General features: G+C 72.1%; 1 protein-coding gene. It reads right to left on the bottom strand.

Features of this window, described 5'->3' with window-relative positions; translation table 11 throughout:
* On the bottom strand, nt 1–380 hold a 380-nt coding region (locus tag K7G59_RS34495; protein ID WP_225840691.1), incomplete at both ends, for a polyketide synthase.

Raw genomic sequence — 380 nt, 5'->3', positions numbered from 1 at the left:
GCAGCAGCACACCCACGCCCTCGGAGAAGCCCGTACCGTCGGCCGCGTCCGCGAACGCCTTGCAGCGGCCGTCGGCCGACAGGCCGCGCTGCCGGCTGAACTCCACGAAGAGTGCGGGCGTGGACATCACCGTCGCACCGCCGGCCAGCGCGAGCGTGCACTCGCCCTGCCGCAGCGCCTGCGCCGCGAGGTGCAACGCCACCAGCGAGGAAGAGCAAGCGGTGTCGACGGTGACCGCCGGGCCTTCCAGCCCGAGGGTGTAGGAGATGCGGCCCGAGGCCACACTGCCGGCGGTCCCGTTGCCGATGTAACCCTCGACGTCCTCCGGGGCCGTCCGGATGCCCGACGCGTAGTCGTGGTGCATGATCCCGGCGAAGACA

The sequence above is a fragment of the Streptomyces sp. NK08204 genome (assembly GCF_020400585.1).
In the GTDB taxonomy this organism is placed as follows: domain Bacteria; phylum Actinomycetota; class Actinomycetes; order Streptomycetales; family Streptomycetaceae; genus Streptomyces.
The sequence above is the reverse complement of the archived record's forward strand: the minus strand, read 5'-3'. Positions and strand labels throughout refer to the sequence as shown.